The following is a 21,241-nucleotide window of genomic DNA, read 5'->3' as shown; positions in this document are numbered from 1 at the left end:
GGAGGCGGTTTTGCAACTAGTTGCAAAAAGGGCGACGAGGGAGCGACGAGACGGCGACGGGCCTGCGGCCCGGGATTCACAGGGATTTATTACCGGTTCTTTATCGGCCGCCCCGGAGAATCACAGGCAGGCGTGCCGGTGGGATGCCGCGCGCGTGGCCTAGGGAGCGAGCCGTGACGCACGATCCTGAGCACGAAGCCGGCGACAGTTCGGCGGTACCTCCGATGCCCGACCACGCCCCCGAGTGGGAGGTGCTCACGGGCCCCGGCGGCGCCGAACGCGACGGAGGTCTCGACCGGTTGTGGAGCCGGCGGTCGAGGCGGTCCCGGGCGGTGATCGCCGTAGCCACCGTGGGCGTGCTGGCGCTCGGCGGCACCGTCGCCTACGCGGCGACCTCGGGGGGTTCGGGCAGCGACGCCATACCGGCCGCCGCCGCGTCCCCGTCGGGCACACCGTCGCCCGGCGGCCCCGGCTTCCGGCACGGTGGAGGGTTCGGCCTCGGCGGCGCGGCCGTGCACGGTGAGGCGACGGTCAAGGACAACACCACCGGCAAGTGGGTCGTACGGATCTGGCAGCGCGGGACGGTCACGAAGGTCGACGGCGACCAGGTCACCGTCAAGAGCGACGACGGCACATCGTGGACCTGGACCGTGGGCTCGTCCGCCATGCCCCAGGGCGCCGCCGCCCTCAAGAAGGGCGACACGACCTCCCTGACCGGCACCCGCTCCGCCACCGGCACCCGCACGGCCGACCGATCCTTCACAGGCACCTTCGCCCACAAGGGCCCGGGCGACGGACGCGGTGGCCCGGGCGACCGAGGCCCTGGCTCCTGGGGACGCGGCGACCACACCCCAAGCACCACATCCAGCCCGTCGGGCAGCGGCGCTACGACCTGACCCGCGCCCAGCCCGCCCGACAACCCCCGCTCCCACCCTGTCCGGCAGCCGCGCTACGACCCGCCCAGTCCCACCCCCACCCCCCTGACCCCGATCACAACATTCGCGTACAACTCCTCCGAGTACGCCGACCGCGTCTCCAGCCCGGCACGGGTGAACGCCTCGACCGCTGAAGGGAGTTGACGTTCGCTCGTCTCGACGAGGAGGCAGCCGGCGGGGGCGAGCCAGTCGGGGGCGCCGGTGGTCACCGCGCGGAGTATGTCGAGGCCGTCGGTGCCGCCGTCGAGGGCGACCAGCGGTTCGTGTTCGCGGGCCTCGGCCGGTAGCAGGCCGACCTCGCCCGTGGGGACGTACGGCACGTTGGCCGCGAGGATGTCGACGCGGCCGCGCAACGTGTCGGGGAGCGCCGCGAACAGGTCGCCCGTGTGGACGTGGCCGCCGTAGGGGGCGACATTGCGGCGGGCGCAGCGGGTGGCGACGGGGTCGATGTCGGCGGCGTGCAGTTCCACCCCGCCGAGGGCCGCGGCCAGCGCCGCGCCGACCGCGCCCGAACCGCAGCACAGGTCCACGACGACGGACGCGTCCGGGGCGTGCGCGAGGGCCTGTTCGACAAGGAACTCGGTACGGCGGCGAGGAACGAACACGCCGGGTTCCACGGTGATGCGCAGACCGCTGAACTCGGCCCAGCCGACGACGTGTTCGAGGGGCAGGCCCGTGACCCTGCGGTCCACCATGGCGGCGAGTTCGGCAGGGGTGCGCGCGGCGGAGAGGATCAGTCGCGCCTCGTCCTCGGCGAAGACACAGCCCGCCGCACGGAGCGCGGCGACGACGGAGGCGGGGGAAAGAGGGGGCATGAAAGCCGAGGGCCTTTCGGGAGGCAACCGAAGGGCGCTCTCGCGGTCACCTACTGGCGGTGATCCGCGCTGTCCTGAGGTGAGAGCACCCGACCTGACACAGCGGAAATGGGTCTCACCTCCCGGGAGTTCAGGGCCGCGACCGTCCGCGACCGGGGAGCAACAGTACCCCAACCACCGGGCCCGCGAGGGGCCGGTCCCCCCTCCGAGTTGTAGTCTGCAACAACCAGGTGATCGAGGGAGATTCCAGTGCGAGCGGACCAGGCCGTGGAGACCATCCAGCGCGAGATGACGACCTTCGCCCGGCGCGCCCGGGCCTCGGCGGGCCGCCTCCACCCCGAGCTGTCACTGGTGTCGTACACCCTCCTCAGCCACCTGGAGGAACAGGGCGGCTGCCGTGCCACCGACCTCGCCGCGCACTACGCCCTCGACAAGTCCACGGTCAGCCGCCAGGTCGCCGCCCTGGAACGTGCCGACCTCATCGAGCGCCGCCCCGACCCCGAGGACCACCGCGTCCAGGTCCTGCACCTCACCACCGCCGGCCGCCGGATCCTCGCCCAGGTCACCGAGAACCGCCAGGCCGCCTTCCGGGAACGGCTCGCGGGCTGGCCCGAGGAGGACCTGACCCGGTTCGCCGGCTATCTGGAGCGCTACAACGCGTGGCCGGGCGACACCGAGGGCGGCGGCTGAGCGGCTGCCGGTCCCTTCGGTTCTACGACACCCCCACCGGCCGCGTCTGCGTCAGGTGCTCCGGCGCCCGGGCCGCGAGGAACGCGGTGTTGAGGCGCAGGCGGAAGCCCAGGGACTCGTACAGCCGGATGGCGGTCGCGTTGCTCGCGCCGGTGTGCAGGAACGGGGTCTCGCCGCGCTCGCGGATGCCGTGTGCGACGGCCAGGATGAGGCGGCTCGCGAGACCCTCGCCGCGGGCGGAGGGGTCGGTGCAGACCGCGCTGATCTCGGTCCAGCCGGGCGGGTGGAGCCGTTCGCCGGCCATGGCGACGAGGGCGCCGTCACGGCGGATGCCGAGGTAGGTGCCGAGTTCGATCGTGCGGGGCAGGAAGGGGCCCGGCTTGGTCCGTTCCACCAGGTCGAGCATCTCGGGGACGTCGGCCGGGCCGAGGCGGACCGCCTCCGGGTCCGGCGCGGCGGCCAGCCCGTCGTCCACCATCTGTACGCCGTCGATGTGGAAGGTGATCTCCCAGTCGTCCGGCACCCGGTCCCGGAAGCCGAGGAGCGGGATCTCAGCGCCAGGGGCGGACATCGCGGCGACGTCCGCCCAGTCGTCGGCGTCGGGCTCGTCGGGCAGGGCCAGCCACGGGGTCACGTCGACCGGGTAACGCAGCACCCGTCCGCGCCGCTCGGCGAAGTGGGCGTGCGGACCGGTGAGGGCGGCACGGGCGGGGTTGTCGAGAACGTGCTCGTCCACGGAGCTCATCCGGCGACCTCGATCACGATCTTGCCGCGGGCGTGACCTTCCTCGACGGTGCGCAGGGCCTCGCCGGCCCGGTCGAGGGGGAAGGTCCGCGTCACGTGCGGGTCCAGTTGGCCCCTGATCACGAGCTGCGCGAGCGCGTCGAGGACGGCGGAGTTGCGGGCGCGTTCGACACGGGCGCCGCCGAGCTTCTCGACCTCGGGGGCGGGAGCCCCGGCGGTGATCAGTTTCGTGGGGTCGGTGAGGAGGGCCGCGGCCTCGGCGAGGACCTCGCCGCCGACGAGGTCGTAGGCGCCGTCGACGCCGTCCGGGGCGACGGCCCGTACCCGTGCGGCCAGGTCCGGTCCGGAGGGGACGTGGACCGCGCCCAGCGACTCCACGAAGTCCTTCTTGCCCTCGCTCGCCACGCCCACGGCACGCAGTCCCAGCGCGCGGGCGATCTGCAGCGCCGCGGAGCCGACACCGCCGCCCGCGCCGGTGACCAGCACGGTCGCACCGGCGGGCAGGTCCAGCTGGCGGATCCCGTCGTACGCGGTCGCCGCGGCGACGGGCAGCGTGGCGGCGTCCGTGAAGGACAGTTCGGCGGGCTTGTGCGCGGTGACCGTCACGGGCAGCAGGGCGTACTCGGCGTATCCGCCCGCCACCGTGCTGCCGAACACCTCGTCGCCGACGGCGAACCCGTCGACTCCGGCACCGGTCTCCCGTACGACTCCGGAGACCTCCTGGCCGAAGACCGCGGGGAACGCGCGTGAGCCGGTCTCGCCGGGACGCCGGTAGCCGGTGCGCTGCTTCCAGTCGACGGGGTTCACCCCGGCCGCGCGCACCGCGACGAGGACTTCACCGGGGCCGGGGCCGGGCTGGTCGACCTCGACGAGCGCCTCGGTCTCGGGTCCCCCGTAACGCGTGAAGACGTACGCCTTCGGCATCTGTTCCCTCACTCTCCTTCGCAGTCACCGGATCACCTGTGGTCACCACACCAGCACGACCACCGGCTGCCCGCACTCAAGCCGCCGAGCCACCGTTCGAGCCGCACTGAAGACCAAGCTCGATCCCCGGGCGGCTATTCCCCCGCGCGGGGAGAGTTCATACGGCCGCAATGATCGTCGGTCGCCCTCGGACCTGGGCATACCTCGTGGACGCGTACCGTTGAAACGAGAAACCACTGATCACGCTCGCCCGGCGGACCCGCGCCGCAGCGGCCTGGAGGCTCCACCCGTATGCACGTCACCCGAGGCTTCACCGGACGCCCGCGCGTCCCCGACGCCGGCCTGCCGCCCGGCCAGTACGACGCGGGCGACGACTGGCCCGTCCTGTCCGCCGAGGTCACCCCCGACCTCGCACCGGCCGACTGGACGTTCCGCGTCGACGGACTCGTGGAGCAGCCGCGCACCTGGAACTGGACGCAGGCACACGACCTGCCTGCGTCGGCCTACGAGGGTGACATCCACTGTGTGACGAGTTGGTCGAAGTTCGGGGTGCGGTTCGGGGGCGTCTCACTGGACGCGTTCTTCAATGTGGTCCGGCCCCATGTGTCCGCCACACATGTGGTCGCGTATTCGCACACCGGCTACACCACGAACCTCCCGCTCGAGGACGTGACCGGCGGTCGCGCCTGGATCGCGTGGGAGTACGACGGCAAGCCGCTGCCCGCCGAGCACGGCGGCCCCGCCCGGCTGCTGGTGCCGCACCTGTACTTCTGGAAGAGCGCCAAGTGGATCGCCGGCCTGCGTCTCCTCGACCACGACGAGCCGGGCTTCTGGGAGCAGAACGGCTATCACGCCCGGGGAAACCCCTGGGAGGAACAGCGGTACTCCGGTGACTGACACCTTCGCGCCCACCACCAAGTTCGCGGTGCCGGGCCGTATCGCCGTGAGCAACCGCGCCGCCGCCGTGTGGCAGACCGCCACGCTCACCGAGATCCGCCGGGAGACCCCGCACGCCTCGTCGTTCCGGTTCGCGGTGCCCGGCTGGGGCGGCCATCTGCCCGGCCAGCACCTGATGCTGCGGCTGCGCGCCGAGGACGGCTATGTGGCGCAGCGCCACTACTCGATCGCCTCGCACCCGGACGACGCCGGGCATGTGGAGCTGACCCTGGACCATGTCGAGGGCGGAGAGGTGTCCGGCTGGTTCCACACGGTGGCCAGGCCCGGTGACGAGGTCGAGGTCCGCGGCCCGCTGAGCGGCTTCTTCGCCTGGCCCGGCGACCGGCCCGCCCTGCTGCTGGGCGCCGGCTCCGGGGTCGTACCGCTGATGTCCATGCTCCGACAGCACCGGGCGCGGGACCTGTCCGTGCCGCTGCGGCTGGTGGTGTCGGCGCGCAGTCCCGAGGAGTTGATCTACGCGCGGGAGTACGGCGCGGAGACCATGGCCGTCTTCACGCGCAGCGCACCGGAGGGTGTGCCGGTGGGACGTATGGCCGCCGCACATGTGGCGCCCCTCCTGGCCGAGCAGCCCTCCGGTGGGTGGGAAGCCTATGTGTGCGGCTCCAACGGCTTCGCCGAGCATGCCTCACGGCTGCTGGTCGAGGCGGGCCAGCCGGTGGACCGCATCCGCATCGAGCGGTTCGGCTGAGGACCGGCATCGAACGGTTCGGCTGAGGACCGGCCACACGCGGCCTGCCGGTCGGTCCACTCCTCCTCCGGTTGAGAGAAGTACCTCGGACGGGGTACCACTTCTGTGTGGACGCTCGCATGCGTGCGCGGTGTCGAGGCGGCGGCGGACCGGCCCCACAGGGGGCTTCCGGCCTTACGGTTCCTCGGCTCCGGTGACGGCGAGGAGACCGACATGCGGACCCGGGTACGGAGTCGACGCCGACGGCAGAACCCGCTGCGGCGCCGGTCGGATGTCGTGGAGGCGTGGACGGCGCTGGCCGTCACCCTCCTGCTGTTCGTCGGCGCGCCCCTGGCCGGCGCCGCCGCGGGCCTGTGGGCCCATGACCAGGCCCGGACCATCGCCGCGACCCAGCGCGTCGACCGTCATCGCGTCCACGCGAAGGTGATCGGCGCCCCGCCCGCCGAACTCCCCTCGGTGGAGGGGGACCGCCCGCGCAGCTTCCCGGTGGCGGTGCGCTGGACGGAACCGGGCAAGGGAGCGCGTACGGCCACGGTCGCGGTCCCCGCGGGCACGGGACGCGGTGACGTGGTGGCCGTATGGCTCGATGCCAAGGGCCACAGTGTCGCCCCGCCACCGGGTGAAGTGGCCGTCTGGCAACACACGGTGACCGTCGGCGTGTGGTCGGCGGCCGGCGTGATCGGCCTGGCCCTTCTCGCGCGCGCGGTGTCCCAACGGGTCTCCCTGCGACACCGGTTGGCCGAGTGGGAACGGGACTGGGCGCTGACGGAGCCGCAGTGGACTCGACGGCGGGCGTGACGAACCGTAAGGGACAGAGGCGGGCGTGACCTCCGACGGGCTGTGACGGGCGCCGCAAGCCGTGGCACACCACCCACGATCACCCCGACCGGCCTGACACCTCAACACCCCACTCCCGCAAGCAAGTTGAGCCACGCCATCACAACCCGCCCCCAGCCCCTACACCCCTTGCTGCATCCGCCGGGCAACCCGCCCATGGTCCCGCAGCACATCCCGCAACCCCGCCAGCACCGGCTCGCCCCGTTCCACCAGCACCCGCCCGCCCACCACGGTCGTCCACGCCCGCGCGGGCCCGCACCGCAGCCACGCCTCGACGGGATCACTCAACGCTCCGGCCAGCGCGACCTCGTGCAGGTCCCAGACGACCAGGTCGGCACAGGCCCCCGGCCGCAGATGCCCCAGCTCGTCAGCCCGCCCCAGACACCGCGCCGAACCCCGGGTGGCGATGTCGAGGGCGTCCCGCGCGGTCATCGCACCGGGCCCGCCCCGATACCGCCCCAGCAGCAGCGCACCCCGCGTCTCCATCCACAACGAGGCGTGATCGGTCGAGGCGGAGCCGTCGCAGCCGATACCCACCGGCAGACCCAGCTCGCGCATCTCCTTCACCCTCGCCGTACCGCCCCCGATGAGCATGTTGGAGCTGGGGCAGTGCGCCACACCGACACCCGCCGCGGCGAGGCGGCGCAGTTCGTCGTCGTTGGGGTAGATGCAGTGCGCGACCCACGTGCGGTCGCTCATCCACCCGGTGTCCTCGAAGTACTCGACGGGCCGGCAGCCGTAGGTCTCCAGGCAGTACGTGTCCTCGTCACGGTCCTCGGCGAGATGCGTGTGCAGGCGTACGTCGTACCGCTCGGCGAGTTCCGCGGTCGCCGTCATCACGTCCTTGGTGACCGAGAACGGTGAGCAGGGTGCGAGCGCGACCCGGATCAGCGCGCCCGGTTGCGGGTCGTGGTGGGCCTTGATCAGGCGCTCGCTGTCGGCCAGCACCTCGTCCGTGCTCTGTGTGACGCTCCTCGGCGGCAGTCCCCCGTCCTCCACGGAACGGGTCATCGAACCCCGCGTCGCGTGAAAGCGGAAGCCGATGTCACGGGCGGCGCGGATCTCGGCGTCGACCAGGTAGGGGCGTGGATGCACATAGAGGTGGTCGGAGGATGTGGTGCAGCCACCCATGAGGAGTTCCGCCATACCGACGTACGCCGACACGTACGCGGCCTCCTCGTCCAGGCGCGCCCACAGCGGGTAGAGCGTGGTCAGCCAGTCGAAGAGGGTGCCGTTGACGGCGGGCGCGTAGGAGCGGGTGAGGTTCTGGTAGATGTGGTGGTGCGTGTTGATCAGGCCGGGAGTGACCAGGCGCCCGGATGCGGAGAGGGTCGTACTCGCCTCGAGTTCGGACCCTCCCGCGCCGACGGCGGTGACCCGACCATCCGTCACGGCGATCCAGCCGCCCGGGATCTCCCGCTCGCCGTCCACGACGAGCAGTTCGGCGTCCTTGACCAGCAGATCCACGGCTGTCGACATGCCGACATGGTAGGCGTGGGGCGCCGTGAAAACCTGGCGAGTCCTCCGATGTCACACGTACGGTGTGATCATCCGCACTCACACTTCACAAAGGCGGTCATCGATGGCCCTGTTCGACCTTCCGCTCGACGAACTCCGCGAGTACCGCAGCGATTCCGTCGAGCCCGAGGACTTCGACGCCTTCTGGTCCAAGACCCTCCAGGAGGCCCGCGAGCACGATCTGGACCCCCGCTTCGAACCGGTCGACACGGGACTTTCCACGGTGCAGGTGTACGACGTGACGTTCGCCGGGTTCGGCGGTCACCCGGTGAAGGGCTGGCTGCGGCTGCCGGCCGACGCGACCCAACCCCTGCCGCTGATAGTGGAGTTCGTCGGTTACGGCGGCGGGCGCGGTCTCCCGCACGAGAACCTGTTGTGGGCCTCGACGGGCCGCGCGCACTTCGTCATGGACACGCGCGGGCAGGGCAGCGCGTGGGGCGGCGGCGGTGACACCCCGGACCCGGTGGGCGGCGCGCCCGCGTACCCCGGCTTCATGACCCGGGGCATCGACGCCCCCGAGAACTACTACTACCGCCGCGTGTTCACGGACGCCGTGCGGGCCGTCGAGGCGGCCCGCTCGCACCCGCTGGTCGATCCGACGCGCACGGTGGCGGTCGGCGCGAGCCAGGGCGGCGGCATCGCCACCGCCGTGGGCGGGCTGGTCGGCGACCTGGCCGCGGTCACGCCGGACGTGCCGTTCCTGTGCGACTACCCGCGCGCCGCGACCCTCACGGACCGCCAGCCGTACCGCGAGATCGGCAGCTATCTCAAGACCCATCGCGGCCGTACGGACGACGTCCTGCGCACGCTCTCGTACTTCGACGCCGTCCACTTCGCGTCCCGGGGCCGCGCTCCTGCCCTCTTCTCGACGGCCCTGGAGGACCAGACCTGCCCGCCCTCCACGGTGTTCGCCGTGTTCAACGCCTGGGGCCACGAGGACAAGAGGATCGAGGTTTACGACTTCAACGACCATGAGGGCGGCGGCCCTTACCATGAGGCGGCCAAGCTGGACTGGCTGCGGTCGTACGCCTGAGGGGTGCCGCATGGACACGAGTGAGGCCGCCGAACATTTCGTGCGCGTCTGGGCTCGTGCCTGGGCCGCGCACGACGTGGACGCGCTGCTGGAGTTGTACGCCGAGGACTGCGTCCACCGCTCGATGCCGTTCCGTGAACCCCACCGGGGGCGGGCCGAGTTGGCCGCTTATCTGCGGTGGTCGTTCGCGGCGGAGCAGGTGAGGGATGTGCGGTTCTCGGCACCGGTCGTCGGCCAACACGGCCTCGCCGTGGCCGAGTTCAGGGTGCTGGCCGAGGAGGACGGCGAACCGTCCACCCTCGCGGGCTGTGTCTTCGCGCGCTTCGACGGCAACGGCCTGGCCGTGGAGACCCGTGACTACTGGCACACGGAGGCGGGTCACCGGGAGCCGGCAGGCACCTTGTTCCTGAACTGAGCGTACGGCGCCTTCCGGTCAGTCCGACCAGTCGGTATGTTCAGGGGGTCCGGGCCGCAGCGTCGCGGCCCGGACGTCCGGCACACCACGGAGGCCCCATGTCCGAGCACCAGCCAGCCGTCGACGGCCACTGCGACCCGCGCTTCACCGCGGTGCGCACGGCGTTCGAGGAGAACTTCCGGGACCGCGACGAACTGGGCGCCGCGCTGACCGTCACCGTCGACGGCGAGACCGTGGTCGACCTCTGGGGCGGCTGGGCCGACGCGGCCCGGACCCGCCCCTGGGAGCGGGACACCCTGGTCAACGTGTGGTCGACGACGAAGGGCCCGGTGGCCCTGTGCGCCCACATCCTCGCCGACCGCGGCCTGCTCGACCTCGACGCCCCAGTGGCCACGTACTGGCCGGAGTTCGCCGCCGCGGGCAAGGAGAACGTCCTCGTACGCCACCTGCTCTCCCACCGCGCCGGACTGGCCGGCCTGCGCGAGCCGCACTCCCTCGCGCAGCTCTACGACTGGGAGTTGACCACCGAGCGGCTCGCAGCGATGGAGCCCTGGTGGGAGCCGGGCACCCAGTCGGGGTACCACGCGATCACCTACGGCTTCCTCGTCGGCGAAGTCGTGCGCCGTGTCTCGGGGTTGCTCCCGAGCGCCTTCCTGGAGCGGGAGGTCACCGGCCCGCTCGGGATCGACTTCACCATCGGGCTGCCGGAGAAGGAGGCCGACCGGGCGGCCGAGTTGGTGCAACCCCCCGCCACGTCGACGAGTGAACAGGCCGCGATCTTCAGCCAGTTGGCGCCCGCGGCCATCGCCGCGCTGACCAACCCGGTCGTGGGCACGGCCGACGCCAACACTCCGGAGTGGCGCGCCGCGGAGATCCCGGCCGCGAACGGCCACGGCACGGCACGCGCCGTGGCCGCGATCTACGGCATCTTCGCCGGGCGCGGCACCTACGACGGCCACCGCGTCCTCTCCCCCGAGGCCGCCGATCGGGTGCGCGAGGGGCAGGGCAGCTGCCGCGACCTGGTACTCGGCCCGGCCCTCGGCACCGATACTGAGATCGGGCTCGGCCTGTGGCTCAGCGGCCCGAACGGCGCGTACGGCCCCAACCCGAGGGCTTTCGGACACGACGGCTTCGGCGGCTCCTGCGGTCTGGCCGACCCGGACGCCGGGGTGTCGCTCGGCTATGTGCCGAACCGAATGGGGCCTCATATCGCCGACGACCCACGGAAGATGACCCTGATCGAGGCCGCGTACGGCGCCCTGTGAGAGGTGATCGGCGCGGGCCGGTTTCGGCCTAACTGCCCTGCCGCTCTTCCCTGGTGGTTTAGACCAATGCTAGATCTGGTCGCGCAACGAGCCCGCACGGCTACGAATTGTCACCGGTTCTACCATCAGTCTTGTCACCAACAGGAGGCGCGGCATGGCCCGCACCACCCCCCACGACCACCCGACCGCCGACGACCAGCCCCTCTACGGGAAGGTCGCCACCCAACTGCTCGGCGAACTCCACGACGGCACCATCCCGCCCGGTGAACGCCTGCCCGGCGAACGGCAGTTGGCCGAACACTTCCAGGTCAGCCGGGAGACCGTAAGACAGGCGCTGGAGGTGCTGCGCAGGGACGGCCTGGTCGCCACCGACCGGCGCGGCAGCCACGCCACCCTGGCCGGACAGCCCGTCGAGACCCCGTCCTCGCTCACCTTCCCGGTCGGCGCCCGGAGCACGGACCCGACCGGCTTCGACCGGGCCACCGTGGCCTGGGAGACTCCCCCGCCGGACCACGCCGAGGCCCTGGGCATCGCCCCGCACCGGCCGACCCTAGTGCACCGTTACACGTCCGCCGCGGCCGACGGCAGCGGACTGCGGACGGCCGTCACGTCCTTCTCGGCGGTGGCGCTGGCCGAGGTGGAGGAACTGGGCCGCTACCGCGACCGCGCCGACGGCTCCGCCGCCGCCCAACTCCGGCGCACCTACGACTGGATGCGCCGGGCCGGCCTGACCCTGCACCACCGGGACGCCATCACCCAGGTCGCCAACGCGCCCTCGGTACGGGTGACCCGCCGCGTGCACGACCAGTACGCGCGCCCGCTGGAGATCACCGACCTGGTGGTGGAGGCCCAACAGGACGCGCTCATCTACGAGTTCACGCTGCCTGCCGCAGGCTGACACCAAGGACGTGGGCGCGCGGCGGGTCCCAACTCACCGCGCGCCCAACGGACTCAGGCGCTCGCGAGCACGACCAGCTGCTGGGTCGCCCGGGTCATCGCCACATAGTGGTCGACGGCTCCTTCGATGCCCTCTCCGAACTCCTCCGGGTCGATGAGGACGACCAGGTCGAACTCAAGTCCCTTGGACAGCACGGGAGTCAGCGCCCGGACGCGGGGCCTCGCCCGGAAGATGCCCACGTCCAGGTCGGCCGTAGCGATGACACAGCCGATCCCGTCCGCGTGCTCGGCGAGCCAGGTGTCCAGGACCGACTCCAGGTCGGAGGTGGGTCCGTGGACGACGGGGATGCCGCTGCTGCGGATGGAGGTCGGCACGTTCGCGTCCGGGAGCACGGCACGGATGACCGGCTCGGCCTCCGTCATGATCTCCTCCGGGGTGCGGTAATTGACGGTCAGGGACGCGAGGTTGACCCGGTCGAGCCCGATCCGCTTCAACCGTTCCTGCCACGACTCGGTGAACCCGTGCCGGGCCTGGGCACGGTCGCCGACGATGGTGAAGCTCCGGGACGGGCAGCGCAGCAGGAGCATCTGCCATTCCGCGTCGGTGAGTTCCTGTGCCTCGTCCACGACGATGTGCGCGAACGGCCCGGCGAGCAGGTCGGGTTCGATGGCGGACACCTGTGCGGCCTCGTCGATCAGCGCGTCCCGTAGGTCCTTTCCGTGGAGCATGCCCATCGCGCCCTCGCTCTCGTCGATCTCGACGTTCTGCAACAGGCTGTCGATGACGTCGGTCCTGCGGGAGTGCTCGGCGGCGACGGCGGCTTCCTGCCGACGCTTGCGGCGCGCCGACTCGGGGTCGCCGAGCCGTTGCCGAGCCGCGTCGAGCAACGGCAGGTCGGACACCGTCCACGCCTGGGCGTCCGCGCGCTGCAACCGCTGCACCTCGTCGCGGCTCAGCGAGGGGGCACACTTGCGCAGGTACGCCGGTACGGTCCACAGGTCGCCGACGAGGTCGGCCGCTTCGAGCAGCGGCCACGCGCGGTTGAAGGCGGTGAGCAGTTCCCGGTTCTGCCGCAGCGAGCGGCGGAGCTGTTCGGGCGTGACCTGCCCGTCCTCTCCGTCCTGCGGCGAGGCGGTGTCGTCGTGCTTGTCCACCAGGATCGTGAGGAGTTCCTGCCAGACCTGCTCGCGGCCCTCGTTGTGCGGGGTGCCGGGTTCGGCCGCCTCGAAGGCGACGGCCCAGTCCTCGGGGCTCAGCCAGATGTCGGACCAGTGGGTGGTGACGTTCATGCCCTTGGTGGGCGGCTCCTCGTAGAACCGGACGGCGGGCTCGATCGCCCGCACCAGCAGCACGGAGGACTTCAGCCGGGCCACCTCCGGGTCGGTCTCCACGACCGCCGCGGCGCCCTCGGCGACGAGGTCCCGCAGGATGCACGTCTGCACGCCCTCCTCACCGAGGCTGGGGAGGACGTCGGCGACGTAGTCCAGGTAGGGCCGGTGCGGACCCACGAACAGCACGCCGCCCCTGCGGTGCCCGAGGCGCGGGTCGGAGTAGAGGAGGTAGGCGGAGCGGTGCAGGGCGACGACGGTCTTGCCGGTGCCGGGTCCGCCGTCGACGACGAGCGCGCCACGTGATCCCGCGCGGATGATGGCGTCCTGGTCGGCCTGGATGGTGCCGAGCACATCGCGCATCCGGCCCGAGCGGTTCCCGCCGAGGCTGGCGATGAACGCGGACTGGTCGTCGAGCGCGGCGTGCCCGGCGAAACCGTCGGCGGTGAACACCTCGTCCCAGTAGTCGCTGATCCGGCCGCGCGTCCAGCGGTACCGGCGACGGCTCGCCAGCCCCATCGGGTTGGCGTGGGTCGCGCCGAAGAACGGCTCCGCCGCGGGCGAGCGCCAGTCGAGCAGCAGCCGTCGGCCCGTGCTGTCGGTGAGACCGAGCCGCCCGATGTACACGGGCTCGGAGGTGTCGGCGTCCACCATGTGGCCCAGGCACAGGTCCAGGCCGAAGCGACGTAGGGTGCGCAGCCGTGTGGTGAGCCGGTGGACCTCCGTGTCCCGGTCCATCGCCGCCCGGCCGATGCCGCCTGGTGCCCTGCGCGCGGTGTCGAGGCTCTCGGTCAGTTCCGCGATCGACCGGTCGAGGCTCTCCGCGATCGCGGCGAAGTGCTGCTCGTCGGCGGCGATCAGCGCCGGGTCGGCCTTGGCGGCGAGCCGGTCGGGAAGGTCGAAGGCGCTGGTGGTCAGGGGGTTCACGGCATCAATTCCGATCTGGGGTCGCTCACGGCCCGGCGTGCGGCTGGGCGTGGGGACCGGTGCGTGCGGTTTCTCGTGTGCTCGGTTCGGCCGGTTCACGCGTGCGTGGACCGCCCTTCCCCGCTGACCATGTCGTGGAGCATCTTCGCGGCCACTGTCGTCCCGTCCGTGCGGAGCATGCCCGCCACGGCCCGTGCCCGGGTCCGGACATCAGGGGCCAGGACGGTGGCGAGCGCGGCCGACAGGGAGTCGTGGGTCGGCGTCGGACCGTCGTGCGCCACGCCGATGCCCAGTTCGGCCACCCGTGCCGCCCAGTATGGCTGGTCCACGATCTGCGGCACGACCACCTGGGGCGCACCGGACTGTGTGGCCGCCGTCGTGGTGCCCGCACCGCCGTGGTGCACGACCGCGGCGACCCGGCCGAACAGCGCCTGGTGGTTGACCTCGCCCACGCCGAAACAGTCGTCCCGGTCGTCGATCGGAGCAAGGTCCGCCCAGCCGCGGCCGAGGACGACACGACGGCCCTGCGCGCGGACCGCTTCGACGGCGATCCGGGCGGCGTCCGGCGAGGTGCGCAGGGCCATGCTGCCGAAGCCCACGTACACCGGCGGCTCGCCCGCCTCCAGGAACGCCTCCAGATCCGCCGGGAGCGGGCGCTCGTCGGGCAGGATCCACGGTCCGGTCACCGCGAGGTCGAGATCCGTCTGGTCCTGCCACGGGAACAGGACCGGGTCCGAGGCCAGCCACGGCCGCCCGGTGAACGCGTGGTCGCGGACGTTGTCCACCGGCGGCAGACCGATCGCCGCCCGGTGCCGGTTCTCCGCCTCGCGGTACAGCGCGTTCACCCGCTGGGCGTCCTCCTCCCACAGCACCTTGATGTCGGTCTCCTCCGGCGCGGACTGATGGCCGGGCCGCGACGGCGGCCGGTGCTTCGACGACGGCAGACCGGCCGTGTGGAAGCAGGCGAACACATAGTGGATGCCCAGTTTCTCGGCCACCGAGCGGGCGCCGGTCGGCATCAGGCCGCTCGCCAGCAGCACGTCGCACCCCTCGGCCGCCGGCAGCAGCGTCTCGTACCGGGCGGCGACCAGCTCGGGCGCGAGCTGGAACGCGGTCGCCGCCGACGGCGGCCTCGCCCCGGTCACCACCGAGCGCACCGACGGGCCGAGCGGCACCAGCGGCACACCCGCCCGGGCCAGCAGCTCCACGAACTCCTCGTCCGGCGGCGCGGCGACGCGCACCTCCGCGCCGAGCTCCAGCAGACGCGACGCGAGTCCCGCCACGGGTTCGACATCCCCGCGCGATCCCCACGTCGTCAACAACACACGCATTCGAGACTCCCGTTTCCGCAGGTCATGGCCTCAGGCCGGACATTCTGCGGCACGACGGGGGCCTTGCCGCAAGCCCCCCGGTGCGCTATACGTTAAGAAGGGAAGAGGAGTGACCACACCTCCCTTTCCGCCCTCCTCCCGCAGAACTCCCGAGCCTCGCGAAACTCGCGGAAAAAAATCCGCCACCGATGTCGAGAACCCGCGCCCCGCTCCGTCCCCGAGGTGAACGCGACCACAATGGGTCGTGCCGGCACCGAGGAGAACGACCATGGCCAAGTACCTGCTGCTGAAGCACTACCGCGGCGCCCCCGCCGCCGTGAACGACGTCCCCATGGACCAGTGGGCCCCCGAGGAGATCACGGCCCACATCCAGTACATGAACGACTTCGCGGCCCGCCTGGAGAAGACCGGCGAGTTCGTCGACAGCCAGGCGCTCTCCCCCGAGGGGACGTTCGTCCGCTACGACGGTGAGGGGCGCCCGCCGGTCACCGACGGGCCGTTCGCCGAGACCAAGGACGTGATCGCCGGCTGGATGGTGATCGACGTCGACACCTACGAGCGTGCCGTAGAACTGGCCGGTGAGCTGTCGGCCGCCCCCGGGGCCGGTGGCAGGCCGATCCACGAGTGGCTGGAGCTGCGGCCGTTCCTGGGCGCGCACTCCACCGTCACGGACACGGAGTGCACATTCAAGTGAACGAGGTCCTGCTGAGGAGCCTCACACCGAGCGTGCTCGGGATCCTCGTCCGCCGCGGAGCTGACTTCGCGGCGGCCGAGGACGCCGTACAGGACGCGCTCGTCGAGGCGGTCCGGGTGTGGCCGGACGATCCGCCGCGGGACGCGAAGGGCTGGCTGGTCACGGTGGCGTGGCGGCGGTTCCTCGACGCGACGCGGGCGGACAGCGCCCGCCGTAGGCGTGAGGACCTCGTGGACGAGGAGCCGGCTCCCGGGCCCGCGCCCGCGACGGACGACACGCTCCAGCTCTACTTCCTGTGCGCCCACCCGTCGTTGACGCCGTCGTCGGCGGTCGCGCTCACCCTGCGCGCGGTCGGCGGGCTCACCACCCGGCAGATCGCGCAGGCCTATCTGGTGCCCGAGGCGACGATGGCGCAGCGGATCAGCCGGGCCAAGCGCACCGTCTCCGATGTGCGTTTCGACCAGCCCGGCGATGTCGCGACCGTGCTGCGCGTCCTCTACCTGGTGTTCAACGAGGGCTACTCCGGCGATGTCGACCTCGCCGCCGAGGCGATCCGGCTCACCCGGCAGCTCGCGGCCGCGATCGACCATCCCGAGGTAGCGGGGCTCCTCGCGCTCATGCTGCTGCACCATGCCCGGCGCGCAGCCCGGACCGCGCCGGACGGCAGTCTGGTGCCGCTCGCCGAGCAGGACCGGGGACGCTGGGACACGTCGGCGATCGCCGAGGGCGTCACGATCCTCCAAGTCGCCCTCGCCCGCGACCGGTTGGGCGAGTTCCAGGCGCAGGCGGCGATCGCGGCGCTGCACGCGGACGCGCCCACCGCCGAGGAGACGGACTGGGTGCAGATCGTCGAGTGGTACGACGAACTCGCGCGCCTGACCGACAACCCGGTCGTCCGCCTCAACCGCGCGGTCGCCGTGGGCGAGGCCGACGGCCCGCGCGCCGGCCTGGCCGCGCTCGCACCGCTGGCCGACTCGCTGCCCCGGTACACGGCGGTGGCGGCCTACCTCCACGAACGCGACGGCGACCCGAAGACAGCGGCACGGCTGTACGCGGAGGCGGCGCACAAGGCCCCCAACCTCGCCGAGCGCGACCACTTGACCCGTCAGGCCGCCCGGCTCAACGCGGCCCGGAGTCGCTGACCGGGCAGGCTCACTCCCACTGGTACTGCAGGTACTTGCCGTCGAGGGTGATGACGACCCGGTCACCGGCGGGGTCGGGCACGCGGCTGACGTCGAGGCGGAAGTTGATGGCGCTCATGATGCCGTCGCCGCACTGCTCGTGGATCAGTTCCTTGATGGTGGGGCCGTAGACCTGGATCACCTCGTAGAGCCGGTAGATCGTCGGGTCCACCGGCACGGCCGCGTCCAACGCGCCCCGGGTCGGCTGGAGTTGGAAGGCGAGAGCGGCGTCCTCGCCGAGTTCGAGGAGGGCGGCGGCCGTCGCCGCCTCGTCCTTGGACATGGGGTGCTGGCCCAGCAGGGCCGCCGTGGTCCACGCGAGCGGCCGGCCCACGGCCTCCGCCAACTGGGCCCATGTGACACCGGTCTTCACCTTGGCCCGGCGCACCGCTTCGCCGGCTTCACCCTTGCTGAGCATGCACAACTCCGTTCCCGGACAGCACTCTTGCCCCCACGCCGTTCAGCGTAGGAGATCACCCGGGCCGCGACAATGGCGTCCTCCCGCACCAAGTGCGGCCGTACAACAGACTCCAGGAGTCCACGGACTCATACTGCGGGCATGACCCATATCGACGTACAACAGATCGAGCGGGCGAACGCCCTCGAACGCACGCCGGTCGTCTTCGTCCACGGTCTGTGGCTGTTGCCGAGCAGTTGGGACCGCTGGGCGGCGCACTTCGAGCAGGCCGGGTACGCGCCGGTCTCCCTGTCCTGGCCCGACGACCCGGAGACGGTCAAGGAGGCCAACGCGCACCCCGAGGTCATGGCGGGCAAGACGGTCGGCCAAGTCGCCGACCACCTCGCGGAGTTGATCGGCACGCTGACCCGCAAGCCGGCGATCGTCGGGCACTCCTTCGGTGGACTGCTCACGCAGATCCTCGCCGGGCGCGGACTCTCCGCCGCGTCCGTGGCGATCGACCCGGCGCCGTTCCGGGGCGTGTTGCCCCTGCCGATCTCCGCGCTGCGCTCCTCCGCGCCGGTCCTCAGCAACCCCGCCAACCGCAATCGCGCGGTCCCCCTGACCTACGACCAGTTCCGCTACGGCTTCGCCAACGCCGTCGGTGAGGAAGAAGCACGGGAGTTGTACGAGACGTTCGCCGTGCCCGCGCCCGGTGCCCCGCTGTTCCAGGCGGCCACCGCGAACCTCAACCCGTGGACCGAGGCGAAGGTCGACACAGAGAACCCCGAGCGCGGCCCGCTCCTGATCATCTCGGGCGAGAAGGACCACACCGTCCCCTGGTCGATCGCCAACGCCTCCTACAAAAAGCAGCAGCACAACAAGAACGTCACCGAGATCACCGAGATCAAGGACCGGGGCCACGCGCTGACCATCGACCACGGCTGGCAGGAGGTCGCGGACACCGCCCTGTCGTTCGTGCGTCGCTATGCCTGAACTCCCGCACGGTCTACCGAGCACCGATGAGCACGCGTTCGACGCCGATCTCCTCGACCTCAACCGGAGCTGACCGATGACGATTTCTCGCAGACCCTTGATTCTGGGGGCGGTTGCGGCGGCCGGCACCCTCGCGGCCACCGCGCTGCCGGCCTCCGCCACCGGGGGTTCGCACCCCAAGCCGAAGCCCACCGTGGTCCTGGTGCACGGGGCTTTCGCCGACGCGTCCAGCTGGTCGGCCGTGGCCTCCCGGCTACAGAAGGCGGGGTACACGGTCGTGGCACCCGCCAATCCGCTGCGCGGGCTGACCACGGACGCCGCCTACATTTCCGCGATCCTCAAGACGATCGACGGCCCGAAGGTCGTCGTAGGACACTCCTACGGCGGCGCGGTGATCACCCAGGCGGCCGCGGGCGACGCGAGCGTGAAGGCGCTCGTGTTCGTCGCGGCCTTCATGCCCGACAAGGGCGAGCAACTCGGCGAACTGGGCGCGCGGTTCCCCGGCTCGCAGCTGAGTGACGCGTTGCAGCCGCTGCCCGACGGCGCGGGCGGTACCGATCTGGCCATCCAGACGGCGAAGTTCCACGCGGTGTTCACCGCCGACCTCCCGGCGTCCACGTCCGCACTGCTCGGCGCGTCCCAACGCCCCATCAGCGCGGCCGCGTTCACGGACGCCGCCACGGCGGCGGCCTGGCGCGACATCCCCTCGTGGGCGGTCGTGGCGGCGCAGGACAGGGCGATCGCGCCCGACCTGGAACGCTTCGAGGCCAAGCGGGCCGGTTCGCACACGACCGTGGTGGACTCCTCGCACGTCGTGATGATCTCCCACCCCGACCTGGTCACGAAGGTCATCAAGTCGGCGGCGACGGCGACAGGTTAAGAACCCTCCGGCTACGGCAGCCGTCGCGCCGCGACCATGCGGACGCGGGGGCTGCCGTCGCCACGACGCCCGAACTCGGGCAACGCGTACAGGTCGACGTCGAAGCCGATCCGCTCCAACTCCGGCTGCACATGGCCGAGTTGGAAGTCCCGGTAGTACATGACGAAAGGCGGACGCCACACCGCGTTGCGCACCTTCATCAACGCGTCGAAGCCGGACAGCATCCAGTACGCGGGGGAAGCGGGCCGCGGTGGTGCGAGGACGGGGAAGGCGAAGCAGCCGCCGGGCCGCAGCACGGAGTGGACCTGTTCGAACAGCCCCGGCAGTTCGCGCGGCAGGAAGTGGCCGAACGCGCCGAAGCTCACCACCAGGTCGAAGGCCGCGGTGAACGGCAGGGCCCTGGCGTCGCCGCGTACCCATGAGACGCGGGGTCCGCCGCTCGTCACGCGTTCCCGGGCGACGTCGAGCATGCCCGCGCTGAAGTCGACGCCGGTGACGCTCACTTTGCACACCTTCGTCAGCACCTCGGCACCCGCGCCCGTGCCGCAGCACAGGTCGAGTCCGTCGTCGAAGGGGCCGACGCGGTGCAGCATCGTGGCGACCGCGTCGAGCAGCGGGGCCGGGGTGCGGAACGGGGTGTGGTCGAACTTGGGCGCGAGCAGGTCGTAGCCGTGCTCGACGGACGACAGTGCCTGGACGGCGAGTTCGCGCAGACTGGGGCCTTCGGGGCTGAACATCCGGGTCAGCCTAGGGCAATGCGCTGCTTCAGGATCGCCAGAACGCGCTCGCACCAGCGCAGGTTCTCCTCCTCGAAGGTGATCCCGGCCATGAGCGTGAGATACGGCCCGATGCGGTCGGCGTCCCGGAGGTACTCCTCCTCGGACCGGCCGCCGAGGAGACGGTCCCGTACGCGCTCGTAGCGGTCGAGCTTGCCGCGCGCCCACGACCTGCGCTCCTCGATCAGCTCGCGGGTCACGGCGGGGTCGGTGCCGTCCATCGCCTGGATCTTGATGAGGAGTTCGTCGCGGATGGCGGTGGGGCGCCGGGGCGGCTCGGCGGCGAAGGTGTCGAGGTCGCGACGGCCGGCCTCGGTGAGCGTGAACATCCTTTTGTTGGGCCTGCGTTCCTGCTGCACGACCCGTGCCTCGATCAGGCCGTCCTGCGCGAGGCGCTCCAGTTCGCGGTAGAGCTGCTGCGGTGTCGCGGGCCAGAAGTTCGCCAGCGACACGTCGAACACCTTGGCCAGCTCGTAGCCCGAGGCCTCGCCTTCCAGGAGGGCCGCGAGGACCGCGTACTTGAGGGACATGTGGACACGCTAACAGCCGTTGATTAGTCTTATCCACACCTACTCAACTAATTGACTATGAGGTGAGCCGATGCGCGCGTTCCGTGAGGCGGTCGAGGCGCAGGACATGGACGCCGTCGAGGCGCTGCTGGCCGAGGACGTGGTCTTCACCAGCCCGGTCGTGTTCAAGCCGTACCCCGGGAAGGCGATCACCGCGGCGATCCTGCACGGGGTGGCGCGGGTCTTCGAGGACTTCCGGTACGACCGGGAGATCGGCGACCCGGACGCCAGTGACAGCGCGCTGATGTTCGCCGCGCGGGTCGGCGATCGCGAGCTGACCGGCTGCGACTTCATCCATGTCAACGAGGAGGGCCTTATCGATGAACTGACAGTCATGGTGCGGCCGTTGTCGGGGGCGCAGGCCCTCCAGGCGGCCATGGGTGCGCAGTTCGAGCGGATCGCGAAAGAGGCGGAGGCGCGGCTCGCGTGAGGTGCGGGCCCTG

Annotated in this window: 23 protein-coding genes; 14 read left to right on the top strand and 9 right to left on the bottom strand. The window is 71.5% G+C overall.

All coding sequences use genetic code 11. From position 1 onward, the window contains the following. Positions 1–173: 173 nt before the first annotated feature. Positions 174–896 (top strand): hypothetical protein, encoded by a 723-nt coding sequence (locus OG504_RS46855; RefSeq protein ID WP_405995263.1) that lies wholly within the window; start codon positions 174–176, stop codon positions 894–896. 53 nt (positions 897–949) lie between these two features. Here OG504_RS46855 and OG504_RS46850 read toward each other — a convergent pair whose 3' ends face one another. Further along, complete coding sequence (locus tag OG504_RS46850) at positions 950–1,750, bottom strand: putative protein N(5)-glutamine methyltransferase (protein ID WP_405995262.1); 801 nt, start codon at positions 1,748–1,750, stop codon at positions 950–952. A gap of 288 nt (positions 1,751–2,038) precedes the next feature. Between OG504_RS46850 and OG504_RS46845 the strand changes: the two genes are divergently transcribed. Further along, positions 2,039–2,440, top strand: coding sequence for a MarR family winged helix-turn-helix transcriptional regulator (locus tag OG504_RS46845; RefSeq protein ID WP_405996599.1), 402 nt, complete (start codon positions 2,039–2,041; stop codon positions 2,438–2,440). A 22-nt stretch (positions 2,441–2,462) separates the two neighbouring features. On the opposite strand, the gene OG504_RS46840 is transcribed toward OG504_RS46845, so the two are convergent. Both OG504_RS46840 and OG504_RS46835 read right to left on the bottom strand, forming a co-directional pair. Next, positions 2,463–3,185 carry a GNAT family N-acetyltransferase gene (locus OG504_RS46840; protein ID WP_405995261.1) on the bottom strand — a complete coding sequence of 241 codons (723 nt, stop codon included), beginning with the start codon at positions 3,183–3,185 and terminating at the stop codon, positions 2,463–2,465. Next, the gene (locus OG504_RS46835) at positions 3,182–4,108 is read right to left on the bottom strand and encodes an NADP-dependent oxidoreductase (protein WP_405995260.1); all 927 of its coding nucleotides are present in this window, start codon (positions 4,106–4,108) and stop codon (positions 3,182–3,184) included. Before OG504_RS46835 ends, OG504_RS46840 begins: the two co-directional genes overlap by 4 nt. A 291-nt stretch (positions 4,109–4,399) precedes the next feature. On the opposite strand from OG504_RS46835, the gene OG504_RS46830 reads away from it, so the two are divergent. The 3 genes from OG504_RS46830 (at position 4,400) to OG504_RS46820 (ending at position 6,551) form a co-directional block, all read left to right on the top strand. After that, on the top strand, positions 4,400–5,005 hold the full coding sequence (locus OG504_RS46830) for a sulfite oxidase-like oxidoreductase (RefSeq protein ID WP_405995259.1): 606 nt from the start codon (positions 4,400–4,402) through the stop codon (positions 5,003–5,005). Continuing rightward, positions 4,998–5,753, top strand: a complete 756-nt coding sequence (locus tag OG504_RS46825; protein ID WP_405995258.1) for a ferredoxin reductase — start codon at positions 4,998–5,000, stop codon at positions 5,751–5,753. The genes OG504_RS46830 and OG504_RS46825 overlap by 8 nt, the downstream gene beginning before the upstream one ends. A gap of 123 nt (positions 5,754–5,876) precedes the next feature. Further along, complete coding sequence (locus OG504_RS46820) at positions 5,877–6,551, top strand: hypothetical protein (RefSeq protein WP_405995257.1); 675 nt, start codon at positions 5,877–5,879, stop codon at positions 6,549–6,551. Positions 6,552–6,710: 159 nt separating this feature from the next. Here OG504_RS46820 and OG504_RS46815 read toward each other — a convergent pair whose 3' ends face one another. Further along, positions 6,711–8,069, bottom strand: a complete 1,359-nt coding sequence (locus OG504_RS46815) for an 8-oxoguanine deaminase (protein WP_405995256.1) — start codon at positions 8,067–8,069, stop codon at positions 6,711–6,713. 103 nt (positions 8,070–8,172) lie between these two features. Between OG504_RS46815 and OG504_RS46810 the strand changes: the two genes are divergently transcribed. The 4 genes from OG504_RS46810 to OG504_RS46795 all read left to right on the top strand — a co-directional run bounded on the left by OG504_RS46810 (position 8,173) and on the right by OG504_RS46795 (position 11,719). Further along, positions 8,173–9,141: an acetylxylan esterase gene (locus tag OG504_RS46810; RefSeq protein ID WP_405995255.1), complete on the top strand. Its 969-nt coding sequence runs from the start codon at positions 8,173–8,175 to the stop codon at positions 9,139–9,141. A gap of 10 nt (positions 9,142–9,151) precedes the next feature. Beyond that, complete coding sequence (locus OG504_RS46805; RefSeq protein WP_405995254.1) at positions 9,152–9,556, top strand: nuclear transport factor 2 family protein; 405 nt, start codon at positions 9,152–9,154, stop codon at positions 9,554–9,556. Between the two features lie 98 nt (positions 9,557–9,654). After that, the gene (locus OG504_RS46800; protein WP_405995253.1) at positions 9,655–10,821 is read left to right on the top strand and encodes a serine hydrolase domain-containing protein; all 1,167 of its coding nucleotides are present in this window, start codon (positions 9,655–9,657) and stop codon (positions 10,819–10,821) included. A gap of 154 nt (positions 10,822–10,975) precedes the next feature. After that, positions 10,976–11,719, top strand: coding sequence for a GntR family transcriptional regulator (locus OG504_RS46795; RefSeq protein WP_405995252.1), 744 nt, complete (start codon positions 10,976–10,978; stop codon positions 11,717–11,719). 53 nt (positions 11,720–11,772) lie between these two features. Here OG504_RS46795 and helR read toward each other — a convergent pair whose 3' ends face one another. Both helR and OG504_RS46785 read right to left on the bottom strand, forming a co-directional pair. After that, the gene (gene helR, locus OG504_RS46790) at positions 11,773–13,974 is read right to left on the bottom strand and encodes an RNA polymerase recycling motor ATPase HelR (protein ID WP_405995251.1); all 2,202 of its coding nucleotides are present in this window, start codon (positions 13,972–13,974) and stop codon (positions 11,773–11,775) included. 95 nt (positions 13,975–14,069) lie between these two features. Continuing rightward, positions 14,070–15,305, bottom strand: a complete 1,236-nt coding sequence (locus OG504_RS46785; RefSeq protein ID WP_405995250.1) for a glycosyltransferase — start codon at positions 15,303–15,305, stop codon at positions 14,070–14,072. Positions 15,306–15,573: 268 nt separating this feature from the next. Between OG504_RS46785 and OG504_RS46780 the strand changes: the two genes are divergently transcribed. Both OG504_RS46780 and OG504_RS46775 read left to right on the top strand, forming a co-directional pair. Continuing rightward, positions 15,574–15,999 (top strand): YciI family protein, encoded by a 426-nt coding sequence (locus OG504_RS46780; RefSeq protein ID WP_405995249.1) that lies wholly within the window; start codon positions 15,574–15,576, stop codon positions 15,997–15,999. Continuing rightward, positions 15,996–17,141 (top strand): RNA polymerase sigma factor, encoded by a 1,146-nt coding sequence (locus tag OG504_RS46775; RefSeq protein WP_405995248.1) that lies wholly within the window; start codon positions 15,996–15,998, stop codon positions 17,139–17,141. The genes OG504_RS46780 and OG504_RS46775 overlap by 4 nt, the downstream gene beginning before the upstream one ends. A 10-nt stretch (positions 17,142–17,151) precedes the next feature. On the opposite strand, the gene cynS is transcribed toward OG504_RS46775, so the two are convergent. Further along, complete coding sequence (gene cynS, locus OG504_RS46770) at positions 17,152–17,598, bottom strand: cyanase (RefSeq protein WP_365306661.1); 447 nt, start codon at positions 17,596–17,598, stop codon at positions 17,152–17,154. Positions 17,599–17,739: 141 nt separating this feature from the next. On the opposite strand from cynS, the gene OG504_RS46765 reads away from it, so the two are divergent. Next, on the top strand, positions 17,740–18,573 hold the full coding sequence (locus OG504_RS46765) for an alpha/beta hydrolase (RefSeq protein ID WP_405995247.1): 834 nt from the start codon (positions 17,740–17,742) through the stop codon (positions 18,571–18,573). A gap of 76 nt (positions 18,574–18,649) precedes the next feature. Then, positions 18,650–19,453: an alpha/beta fold hydrolase gene (locus tag OG504_RS46760; RefSeq protein ID WP_405995246.1), complete on the top strand. Its 804-nt coding sequence runs from the start codon at positions 18,650–18,652 to the stop codon at positions 19,451–19,453. Between the two features lie 11 nt (positions 19,454–19,464). Here the strand turns inward: OG504_RS46760 and OG504_RS46755 are convergent, their stop codons facing one another. Together OG504_RS46755 and OG504_RS46750 are read right to left on the bottom strand one after the other, a co-directional pair. After that, complete coding sequence (locus tag OG504_RS46755) at positions 19,465–20,190, bottom strand: class I SAM-dependent methyltransferase (protein WP_405995245.1); 726 nt, start codon at positions 20,188–20,190, stop codon at positions 19,465–19,467. A gap of 5 nt (positions 20,191–20,195) precedes the next feature. Beyond that, positions 20,196–20,759 carry a PadR family transcriptional regulator gene (locus tag OG504_RS46750; protein WP_405995244.1) on the bottom strand — a complete coding sequence of 188 codons (564 nt, stop codon included), beginning with the start codon at positions 20,757–20,759 and terminating at the stop codon, positions 20,196–20,198. A gap of 70 nt (positions 20,760–20,829) precedes the next feature. Here OG504_RS46750 and OG504_RS46745 point away from each other — a divergent pair, with 70 nt between their 5' ends. Then, positions 20,830–21,228: a nuclear transport factor 2 family protein gene (locus OG504_RS46745; protein WP_405995243.1), complete on the top strand. Its 399-nt coding sequence runs from the start codon at positions 20,830–20,832 to the stop codon at positions 21,226–21,228. The last annotated feature ends 13 nt before the right edge of the window (positions 21,229–21,241 follow it).

It is taken from the genome of Streptomyces sp. NBC_00986 (assembly GCF_045162565.1).
Classification (GTDB): domain Bacteria; phylum Actinomycetota; class Actinomycetes; order Streptomycetales; family Streptomycetaceae; genus Streptomyces.
The sequence above is the reverse complement of the archived record's forward strand: the minus strand, read 5'-3'. Positions and strand labels throughout refer to the sequence as shown.